This is a genomic window from Chryseobacterium sp. JJR-5R, assembly GCF_034047335.1.
In the GTDB taxonomy this organism is placed as follows: Bacteria; Bacteroidota; Bacteroidia; order Flavobacteriales; family Weeksellaceae; genus Chryseobacterium.
In genome coordinates this window covers 2,827,604-2,837,543 of sequence record NZ_CP139137.1, presented here as the reverse complement: position 1 = coordinate 2,837,543, position 9,940 = coordinate 2,827,604, and the positions used below count along the sequence as shown (strand labels likewise).

General features: G+C 34.5%; 11 protein-coding genes. 9 read left to right on the top strand and 2 right to left on the bottom strand.

All coding sequences use genetic code 11. The features are described 5' to 3' along the window. Positions 1 to 89 precede the first annotated feature (89 nt). From SD427_RS12465 to SD427_RS12455, 3 genes are all read left to right on the top strand, one after another. Positions 90 to 389, top strand: coding sequence for a hypothetical protein (locus SD427_RS12465; protein WP_320558129.1), 300 nt, complete (start codon positions 90 to 92; stop codon positions 387 to 389). An 813-nt stretch (positions 390 to 1,202) separates the two neighbouring features. Then, on the top strand, positions 1,203 to 2,105 hold the full coding sequence (locus SD427_RS12460) for an RHS repeat-associated core domain-containing protein (RefSeq protein WP_320558128.1): 903 nt from the start codon (positions 1,203 to 1,205) through the stop codon (positions 2,103 to 2,105). Between the two features lie 19 nt (positions 2,106 to 2,124). Further along, entirely contained in the window at positions 2,125 to 2,808 is a 684-nt protein-coding gene (locus SD427_RS12455) for a hypothetical protein (RefSeq protein WP_320558127.1), read from the top strand. Between the two features lie 141 nt (positions 2,809 to 2,949). Here SD427_RS12455 and SD427_RS12450 read toward each other — a convergent pair whose 3' ends face one another. Then, positions 2,950 to 3,156 (bottom strand): transposase, encoded by a 207-nt coding sequence (locus SD427_RS12450; protein ID WP_320558126.1) that lies wholly within the window; start codon positions 3,154 to 3,156, stop codon positions 2,950 to 2,952. Positions 3,157 to 3,185: 29 nt separating this feature from the next. On the opposite strand from SD427_RS12450, the gene SD427_RS12445 reads away from it, so the two are divergent. The 5 genes from SD427_RS12445 (at position 3,186) to SD427_RS12425 (ending at position 6,748) form a co-directional block, all read left to right on the top strand. Then, a complete protein-coding gene (locus SD427_RS12445) occupies positions 3,186 to 4,160 on the top strand; it encodes an RHS repeat-associated core domain-containing protein (protein WP_320558125.1) in 975 nt (324 codons plus the stop codon). Positions 4,161 to 4,185: 25 nt separating this feature from the next. Beyond that, positions 4,186 to 4,578: a hypothetical protein gene (locus SD427_RS12440; protein WP_320558124.1), complete on the top strand. Its 393-nt coding sequence runs from the start codon at positions 4,186 to 4,188 to the stop codon at positions 4,576 to 4,578. 117 nt (positions 4,579 to 4,695) lie between these two features. Then, positions 4,696 to 5,577, top strand: a complete 882-nt coding sequence (locus SD427_RS12435; RefSeq protein ID WP_320558123.1) for an RHS repeat-associated core domain-containing protein — start codon at positions 4,696 to 4,698, stop codon at positions 5,575 to 5,577. Continuing rightward, entirely contained in the window at positions 5,567 to 6,079 is a 513-nt protein-coding gene (locus tag SD427_RS12430) for a hypothetical protein (protein ID WP_320558122.1), read from the top strand. Before SD427_RS12435 ends, SD427_RS12430 begins: the two co-directional genes overlap by 11 nt. A 195-nt stretch (positions 6,080 to 6,274) precedes the next feature. Then, positions 6,275 to 6,748 carry an RHS repeat-associated core domain-containing protein gene (locus tag SD427_RS12425; protein WP_320558121.1) on the top strand — a complete coding sequence of 158 codons (474 nt, stop codon included), beginning with the start codon at positions 6,275 to 6,277 and terminating at the stop codon, positions 6,746 to 6,748. Positions 6,749 to 7,472: 724 nt separating this feature from the next. Here the strand turns inward: SD427_RS12425 and SD427_RS12420 are convergent. Further along, positions 7,473 to 7,694 carry a hypothetical protein gene (locus tag SD427_RS12420; protein WP_320558120.1) on the bottom strand — a complete coding sequence of 74 codons (222 nt, stop codon included), beginning with the start codon at positions 7,692 to 7,694 and terminating at the stop codon, positions 7,473 to 7,475. Positions 7,695 to 8,116: 422 nt separating this feature from the next. Between SD427_RS12420 and SD427_RS12415 the strand changes: the two genes are divergently transcribed. Beyond that, positions 8,117 to 9,919 (top strand): Ig-like domain-containing protein, encoded by a 1,803-nt coding sequence (locus SD427_RS12415; RefSeq protein WP_320558119.1) that lies wholly within the window; start codon positions 8,117 to 8,119, stop codon positions 9,917 to 9,919. The last annotated feature ends 21 nt before the right edge of the window (positions 9,920 to 9,940 follow it).

Sequence of the window (9,940 nt, the reverse complement as noted above, 5' to 3'; positions counted from 1 at the left end):
CTTTTCAATTAGGCCAAGTAGTTGGAGAGTATTATCATGCTATTCAAGATTTTTACTCACATTCCAATTATATAGAATTATATGAAAAATTGTATGGACAAACAAATATAAAAAGTATTCCTACGTATTCTGACGCATTGTCAAATAAGAAATATGCTAGGTTTGCAGAATTGTTGAAAAATCAATTAATAACAGGAAAATATCCAGGCGATGGTGAGGATTCTCATAAACAAATGAATCATGATAAAGGTGCTGGAGCAAGTTTTATAACTTCATTAGCGTCGGAGGTGAGAGGTAAAAAGGTTACTTGGAATTCCAGAGCAGCTGAAGACGTGGCAACAAGAGATACCAGAGCTATAAATAATAAAGTTGAAAAAAGAATAAAATGAGAAAAATTATAATTATTTTGTTGAATTTATTTGCATTTATCTATATTAATCAACAAATAAATTCTTTCAATCTATTATTTTATTCCGGAAAAGATGACGGGCTTATAATTAGATCAATTTCACATATTTTAATTATAGCATTATCATATTTTTTTCTATCTGAAGCACAAAAAATTTTAATGTTTTTTATTGGAATTTTAATAGGTTTTGTTTCTATTCTTTTATCTTATTTACTATTTGCTACTGATATAGTGTTCAAGGGCTTTTTTCATCTATTTGCTATTATACTATCATTTTTAGTCTTTGAAATAATTAGCAGGCAAAAATACCTATCAATTAAAAATAAATAATGCAAGAAAATAAGATTTATGTTTTTTTGGAGAAAAGGCTAATTCTCTATCAGGTATTTTTCGACATTTGAAATGCAAAAAATTGAATTGAAAAGTATTCATTGAATAGGGTATTAAATGAATATCCTTTAGACATTGGGTTTTAAAATTTAACTATAAAAAAGATTTTTTCACAACTAAAATGAATATTAAGAAGAATCTAAACTTAGTCAGAGATTTACATGTGTTTCAATGAAGCATTTCTATTCTGAAAATGGTAAAATGATGTAATTTACTTCATGTTGATACTTTGCAAAGTATATGGAAGTGTCTGAATTTATAAAAGCCAGCTTATTGAAGTTGGCTTTTATTTAAAGAATTTTATATGGATGCTGAGTAAGTGAAAATTCAAATCAGATTGTACTAATGACGAGCGGATCATCTTATAATCGCAACATTTATTACGAGTATCAATAGTGAAACCATGCAGTTTTTCTCAAATTTACCGTTCGGGGAAACCATGGCAGAGCAGATGACCGGAGCCTATGATAATCCCTATAAATTCAATGCCAAGCAACTTGATGCCGAAACCGGATTCTATTATTACGGAGCAAGGTATTACAATCCTAAGTGGAGCCAGTGGTATGGTGTGGATCCGCTGGCGGAGAAGATGCCAAGCTGGTCGCCGTATGCATATTGTGGAAACAACCCTATTAATTACATTGATCCTGATGGAAATTTTAGATTACCAGCAAATGCTACGAAAGAGCAAAGAAGATTATATACAGAGGCAATAAAAACTATAAAAGCGGTGTTTCGAGATTCAGGATTTCGAGAAGCGTTTAAAGACAGATTTAAAGTAGATGATAAAATGATACAGAAAATGCTCAAAGATGGAGATGGGCCCACTGTTGTAATGAATGAAAGTATGGGACATTTGGGGTTATTTAATCAAAAAAAAGATCCCAATGCTATTTATATTGATCCTGGCGTAATAAACACGGTTTCAAAACATAAAGGAGATAGAAAGTATATTGATAATTTAGCAGAAATAATAATTCATGAAGGTGGTCATTGGGCAGACTATAAAATGGACGGTAAATCCCAGGAATTTACCCCAGGTTTTAGGACGAGTTTTCAATCAAAAAGTGGTATGCCAGATGCAGGAGATAATTGGGAAATTATTTATTTTGGAACAGATACTCAGTTTTCTGCTTCTGATCGTGATATAATTACTGAAAAGTTTGATGGATTTAGGAGAAATAATGCTGCAAAAGATTTTAGGCAACAACGTGAAATCAGGGACTTGAAATCACAAAAAAAGTCATCTATTTTAGATATTTATAAAAAACCAAAAGATAATTTGCGAGTAAGACCATGTTATTAACCCAAAATCCCTAAACAATATGAATTTTAAAACTAAAATAGTTATGATTTTATTATCCTCTTTATTAATTACGAATTGTAAGGAGGAAATGAAGAAATGTGTAAGCCAATCTACCGATACTAATGTAAAACTATATAATGATTTAACAGATCAGTTGATACCTTATTTTTTTAGAGAAGATTATTTAGGTGAAAAAAGATATTTTGATAGTTTAAGAGTTCACGATGATGATTTATATATCGAAGAGAAGACAAAAGCGCACAACGAAATTTTTAATCATCCTGAAAAATTTTGCAATTTGTATATAGATTCTATTAAAAATAAAAATACTGATTTTGCTACAGGTAGTACCGAAGATAATATAAAATACATACAAAGAAAGAAGGATTTTTTTAAAGACTTTTCCAATAGTCCAGATATTATTAAAAAATTAAGTACACGAAGTTCTATAAAAGCAAATCAATTTAATTTGTGTACCGCAAAAGTTCTAGATCTGGCAGAGTATGATAAACATACAAATAAATGTGAGATAGGTGTTGTCTATTTTTCAGAGATTGTATTCGATCCTTCTAAAAAAAGAGCATTAGTTTTTGTTGACCATCGTATAAAAAAAGATTATTACGGTAGAAATGCTGTATTTAAACTAAGATTGCATGATAATTATTGGGAAATAGAAGATGCTATGTTAGTGTCAACTTCCTAATTTCCGGCTCTTTGGTAATGTATCAAAATTTAGTGATGATAGATTTTAAATAATTAACTCATTGAATTTCAGTAATCATTAAAAATGAATTATTAACAACACGAGTAAGGATTCTTTACTCGTGTTTGTTTAAGAGCCTGTCTAGATTTTATTCAATAATAATTTTATAGCAGATAATTTGACCATATTTTCAGAAGTTTCCATCAGGAGCTCGTAATTCCTGCATAGTCTCCTGTCATTTTCAAACCAGGAAAAAGTACGTTCAACAATCCATCTTTTTTGAATAGGCTCAAACTTTTTTTCCTTTCTGTTATTTCCCCCGCTAGTGCGAGCGTCTCGCTCGTTCATTTGTGAGATTATTTGGAACAGCAACTTATATGACCAATGAAATTGTACAAGCTATCCAGTTTCTCTTAAATTTACAGTTCGGGGAAACCATGGCAGAGCAGATGACCGGAGCTTATGATAATCCCTATAAGTTCAACGCTAAGGAAATTGATGCCGAAACCGGATTCTATTATTACGGAGCAAGGTATTACAATCCTAAATGGAGCCAGTGGTATGGGGTAGATCCGCTGGCTGAGAAAATGCCGAGCTGGTCGCCTTATAATTATACGTTCAATAATCCAGTAAAATATACTGATCCTGATGGAAGAGAACCATTTAATGAGTATGATAAGAATGGCAAGATGATTAGTAATTTAGGTGGAAATAAAATAGATTTTCACCATCAAGGAAACGGAGACACTAAAGTAGTTAATCGACAAAGCGGAGCATCAAATACGATCAAAGGAGGAGAATCTATTATCAGAGGATATACCCATAGAGGGAAAGATGTTGGATGGGATACTATAACAGGTGAATTTTTTGGAGGAGACGGACCCACTCGTAGTTTGTTTAGCGATTTTAATGATTCTAATCATGGTCCTTTTGCTTCTTTAGATAGAGCGTCATCTCCTTATTCTTCTTTAGCAAGAAAAGATGTGTTAAATTCAAAAAACTCGAAAGGGGTTATAAAAATGGATTACCTCAGTGCTAACCCTTTAAGCGCAAATTTTGATGGATATGAACAGATGTGGGGAAGATCAAATGTATCTTGGTACAAATTAGGAGATGAAACCCTTTTTTTAATGACCGATTCTAAGTCACAAGAGTCATTGTTTTATAGATTACCAGTAAATAACTTTGAAAGAACTGAAGGGAAAGTAAATAGTTTTGGAAATACATATCAGACCTATATATGGACTGAAAGCAATTCAGAAGTTCAAAAAAAAGTAATTAACCCAACCTCAAAGAACGTTTTTAAACAAGCTATAACACCACCATTTATATTAACAAGACCTAGATTTTAAATCGAACATCTTAAATTTAATAAATATGAAAAAAAGTATATGTTTAATTTTATTACCTTTTTTATTTTCGTGTCAAAATATTAGTAATGAAGATATATATGGAAAATATTCACCCATATCATACAAGAATACATATGACACTCTAACAATTAACAAGGATGGGGTTTATAATAGGGTAATTTACAATATAAAAGGGAAGAAATTGTTGAATTACAATTCTAAATATAAATTAGATGGTGCTTCAATAAAGTTTTCTGATTTTTATTTGAATTTAGATAAAGATTTAATTGCTTTTCCCGAAGATGTTAATGATATCGATATGACTTATACAACTTTTTTTGAAAAAAAGAATAAAAATATTGTACTTTGTTTTGGATATCACGAAGGGGAAAATTGTTATCAAAAGATTCTAGAATAAATAATAAAAAATCCCGCCAAAAGGCGGGATTTTTTAGTTTATAGTGCAGCAACATTTGTTACGGATATCAATGGTGAAACTACCCAGTTTTTCTTAAATTTACCATTCGGGGAAACCATGGCAGAACAGATGACCGTAGCTTATGATAATCCCTATAAGTTCAACGCTAAGGAAATTGATGCCGAAACCGGATTCTATTATTACGGAGCAAGGTATTACAATCCTAAGTGGAGCCAGTGGTATGGGGTAGATCCGCTGGCGGAGAAGATGCCAAGCTGGAGTCCTTATGTTTATACATTTGATAATCCTATTAGATTTATCGATCCTGATGGAAGAGAACCGAAGGATGATTTTATATTTAATCAGCGCGGAAAGTTTGTAAGGATAGATAAAAATAATCAACCTGATAGATTAGTAATTGAAAATTCAAAAACAGGGGCGAGGCAAAATTATCAATTTTCAGATCCGGTAAATGACACAAAAGATATTAGAAGCGGTACAATTAATAAAGTTATTTTTGTAGGCAAAAATCAAATTAAGAGTATGCTGAACCAACAAGGAGCGTTTGATCCTGATAACAAAAATAATTGGTCAAATTTTTATAAAGAAAGTAAAGGTGGACAAAAATTTGATTATTCTTATTCTGTCATACCATCAGAATTTATTTCAGAAGGTGCAAGTTTCAGTCCTCTGACAAAACCTTCCCCAATGTTATTTATTCCAGAAGGAGACGACACAGCTCAGAATCATATGAATTTTGGAAATTATTTATGGGCTGCTTCTGGTTATACACTGGGTTTTGATTATTCAACACTGCAAATGGCTGGACATGCCAATAGTTTAATTAATTCCAAGAGTAATGGATATAAAGCTCAATGGGATTCTAAAGACGATCAAAGGTCTATTATCAAAGGTGCTAATTATTCTAGTAGAAATAACTTTAGAGCAATTTTAGAGAAGGCTATTCAACAACAAAATAAAAATAAAAATGCACCATAAAATTTTCAAAATAATATTTTTTTTGAGTTTTGTTGTTTTTTATTCTTGTCAAAACTCAAGAACACAAGATATAGATTCTGTTATATCCAAATATGACGATACTGATTTCTCTGTTTTCAAAGGATCTTTTATTGCTATTAGACAAAAAAACAGTTCAGAAACAACATATATGTTAGGGGATTCAGATGGTAATAAACCTCTTTATTTTATTGAATATGATGAAATTACGGACAAAATAATTTTAATAAATAATTCAATATTAAAAAAAACAAAAATTCCTGACTATTTTAGCAATAAGGAAATCGAAAAGTTAATAACTAATTTTCGTAAATATGATTTTGCTCTATTATCAGTTGATGAAGATCATAATGTATTTATAAATCCTTTTGACATTAATTCCCCTGCTTTATTAATTAAATTTTATAAATTACCAAATAAGGAAAGAGTTATAAAGGGATATCCCTATAAACAGTATAAAGGAAATTGGTATTTAAAAGAATGATATATAAACCCAAGCTCCTCGCAAAAAATTCGAATTTGGCTTTTATTTAGAGTGTTTTTACGTGAAATCTTAGTAAGTGATAATCTAAATCAGATTATATTTCATTTAGATAGATACCTGATAATCGCAACATTTGTTACGGATATCAATGGTGAAACCACCCGGTTTTTCATAAATTTACCGTTCGGGGAAACCATGGCAGAGCAGATGACCGGAACTTATGATAATCCCTATAAGTTCAACGCCAAGGAACTTGATGCCGAAACCGGATTCTATTATTACGGAGCAAGGTATTACAATCCTAAGTGGAGCCAGTGGTATGGGGTAGATCCTCTAGCTGAGAAAATGCCGAGCTGGAGCCCGTATGTTTATACATTTGATAATCCGGTTAATTTTGTGGACCCAGATGGAAGAGAGCCAATAGGCCCTGGCGATCCAAGAAGTGTGCAAGTATATGGATATACGGTTGTACGTTCAGCTTCAGGGTGGAGTGTTCATAGAAATTTGCAAATGGATAAATCTATAACAAGAATAGAAGGTAAAAACTGGACAGGACAGAAGAATCACATTTTACGGTTTTTAACGGCAGCAATAAAACTACTTATGAAAATTATGAATTCTTTATTATATTTCATTTTGAACATAACAAATTTAAGGAAATCAGTATGAGATATGAATAGACATTTATTCAACTGTTTATTATTAAATTTGCTAAATATCAGATATGTTTTAGTCTGCATTGCTTTACAATAAACCTTAAAAAAAACAGTCCTTTATACAAAACAAAAAATCCCCGGGATGTCCCGAGGATAAAAACTAATAACCATGAAAACTCAAATTAAACATGAGAATCAGTTGCAAATATACACAAATAACTCCACTTTTTTGATATACTTTATCTATTAAAGTAATTGGTGTTTAATTCACCTTTATGAAAAAATAATACCGGGTTGATAATCTGTAGATTATAAAGGTAAAGAATAAAGGCTCTTACTATATAGATATAAAATATTGAATGGTTTTTTAAGTAAAATAGGGTGTTTTTCACTCTAAATCGCTCTTATTCCTATAAAAACAGCTCATCATTATCATAGGGACTGGTGAATAAACAGCCAGGTATTGATATTTATATCCACAATACCGGTATGCAAGATGATTTTGTACGGAGATGCGGGATAATCTATCCAAAAGCACAGCTATAATCAAATGCTTTAGGCACGTTAAACCATATAATTTAATGTCATTGATTTTAATGGAACTATTCAGTGTTCAGTGTTAAGTATCCGGTCATGCTGTTCTCTGATTTCAGGATTAAAATTAACTAGTAAAGGCAGCTGTCTCCGGAGCGCTCCCAAAGGTCAATTACAACACATGCAACAGCCCTTCTGTCTGTCTATCTGATACGGAATTTAAAGCAGTAGAAATGCGTACTGTAATTTACTGCTTTACCATATAAAAAGTTCACATGAAGTTTCGTCCGGAATATTCCCCAAAAGAATGTTGATAAAGGATAGACAATTTCCCTTTCTTCGGTATGCTGAGGAAGGGTAATACCATAAAACTCCTTTATCTCAGCAGAAATGATAGGAGTGAGGTCATCTTTGGGAAATGTCATGATGATTGCTTTAGGAAGTTTTCATTTTCTTAAAAGGATATACGATAATATCACGCATTCAGATTTCAGTCTGTCCGGGATTTTTATTAAATATCTGATATCCTGAATATTTATTCCATCAGGATTCATCTTCAACTGCACTCCTTAATAGTATGCAGGATGCTCAAATAACCGTAAGCCTTTCCTTTTTGATATAGTAAATATGGTGAATTTTCACTTTGCCGGGGCAGTAAACTCCAGGTATATCTGATAAAATTTGTTTTAAATTTATATTTATAACTGATTGATTTATTGTTTTTTATATGTTATAACTCTACTTTTTAAAATTTTAACATACCACAAAATTGAAATATTCATAATGGTTCGTCAATTTGACCCGTATATTTTTTTAATTTTGCAGCCTCTTATAAAGAACTGATTAAATGACCATTAAAAAATTAATTGCATTGGGGATTCTTTCCGTATCTCTCAATTTCCATGCCCAGCACGCAGTTTCTAGAATCTATTCTGACTTTGGGGGCTTCTGGGACAGCTCAAGTACCGTTCAGCCCAACAACAGCCATAATCTGCTGGCTTTCAGGTGGGACGCGGACGGGGCAGGGACGGCATTTTCTGCCGTTACCTACAGTACAGGAGTGAATAACGGTGCCCTGAATACTGCGGGAGTGATTTTCCAGCCCGGAACATTCATTTCCTTACCTATTTATAATATTCCTGCTCCGGGAAACAGTACTTTCATCGGTGTCGGGCAGCTTTTCGGGGGCAACGGCAACGCAAGCCCAATACCGGTGACAAACAATTTAACGGAATACCTTTCAGACGGCATCAACGGCCTGGGCCTGGGATCTGCTATTTTTAACATTCCCCAGGGTTCCAGCATAAGCCTGAATACCATGGGTATCGTACCGGCTTCCATCGGGGACGGCGTGCCGGATCTCATATTTACACAGATGGGCGCACCTTCCGGAGCCAATGACACGTACCACTTTGAGGATGTCAGTGGCAATATGATAGGAAGCGTATATTCCGTAGCGTTCAACAGTGTACAGAGCATCGGAAAGGCCTGCTGGAAATTCTATAATGCCAATACCAACCCGCCGTCCTATAATGCAGGTGTTTCCAGCGGCTGCGAAAGGGATGTAAGGGTTTTAGCAGCGGACTGGTCAGAATTTGGGATTACTACAGCCAATTACGGTCAGGCCGTTAAGCTGATCCAGGCATTTTCCGGAACCTCTGATCTTGCATTTATCGGAGCTTATAACAAGGAGTCGATAACGTTTGCGGCCAGCATTACGGGAAGCGTTTTTAATGATAACAATGCAGGCGTGCCGGACGGAAACGGGATGAGCGGTGTGACGGTAAAACTGTTCAGCAATAATTCGGAGATCCGCAGTACGGTTACCAATACAGCAGGCTTCTATTTTTTTGATAACATCAATACTAATACCCATCAGGGGCCTTACAGGGTAGATATTACCGTGCCTTCAGGGTTTACCGTAGTAGGCAACAGTTCCGGATCAGCGGTTAACAGCCTGAATGTATCCCTCAGCAACAGTACTTCTACAGGAAACAATTTCGGCATCAACCAGCCTCCGGTAGCCGGTAATGATAACATTTCTGTAGCAAAGAATACCTCCAAAAGCCACAATATTACAACCAATGACTCAGATCCGAATTCAGGCTCTTTAGTCCTGTCTTCCATTAATCTGATCCCTCCGTCCAATGCTTCCTCGGTTACCTCTTCAAACGGATTGGTAAAAGGATTCAGCATCACAGGCCAGGGAACATGGAACGTGGATAACCTGGGGGTTTTGACTTTCTCTCCGGCTATGAATTTTTTCAATACCGCATCTTCGGTAAATTATACCATCCGGGACCAGGCAGGGCTCACCAGCAATGCAGCCACTGTTAATATCGCTGTGGATTACTGTACAAAACCGGGGATAGGTGGTGTGCCGGACGGCTACGCAGACATAGGAATTTCTACTTTGTCCGGCCGTTACAAAACCTGGCCGAAAGGCCCGGGCATTGCGGATGGCGGTGTGCCGAACGGCTTCCTGGCTCTGGATTCTCCTACGAGCGGCATGGTCATTACCCGTGTGGCCAATTCAGCAGCGGTTACCAGCCCGGTGAAAGGAATGTTAATTTATGACCGTGAAGCCCAGTGTATCAAACTGTACAACGGAAGCACCTGGCACTGCATTAAACGTACCTGTAACGATTGAATTAATTAAAGTAAAATTTAA

Coding starts and splice junctions, on each gene's coding strand:
- SD427_RS12460 (WP_320558128.1), top strand. CDS start 1,203: ATGCAGTTTTTCTCAAATTTACCGTTCGGGGAAACCATGGCAGAGCAG.
- SD427_RS12455 (WP_320558127.1), top strand. CDS start 2,125: ATGAATTTTAAAACTAAAATAGTTATGATTTTATTATCCTCTTTATTA.
- SD427_RS12450 (WP_320558126.1), bottom strand. CDS start 3,156: ATGAACGAGCGAGACGCTCGCACTAGCGGGGGAAATAACAGAAAGGAA.
- SD427_RS12445 (WP_320558125.1), top strand. CDS start 3,186: ATGACCAATGAAATTGTACAAGCTATCCAGTTTCTCTTAAATTTACAG.
- SD427_RS12440 (WP_320558124.1), top strand. CDS start 4,186: ATGAAAAAAAGTATATGTTTAATTTTATTACCTTTTTTATTTTCGTGT.
- SD427_RS12435 (WP_320558123.1), top strand. CDS start 4,696: ATGGCAGAACAGATGACCGTAGCTTATGATAATCCCTATAAGTTCAAC.
- SD427_RS12430 (WP_320558122.1), top strand. CDS start 5,567: ATGCACCATAAAATTTTCAAAATAATATTTTTTTTGAGTTTTGTTGTT.
- SD427_RS12425 (WP_320558121.1), top strand. CDS start 6,275: ATGGCAGAGCAGATGACCGGAACTTATGATAATCCCTATAAGTTCAAC.
- SD427_RS12420 (WP_320558120.1), bottom strand. CDS start 7,694: ATGACATTTCCCAAAGATGACCTCACTCCTATCATTTCTGCTGAGATA.
- SD427_RS12415 (WP_320558119.1), top strand. CDS start 8,117: ATGACCATTAAAAAATTAATTGCATTGGGGATTCTTTCCGTATCTCTC.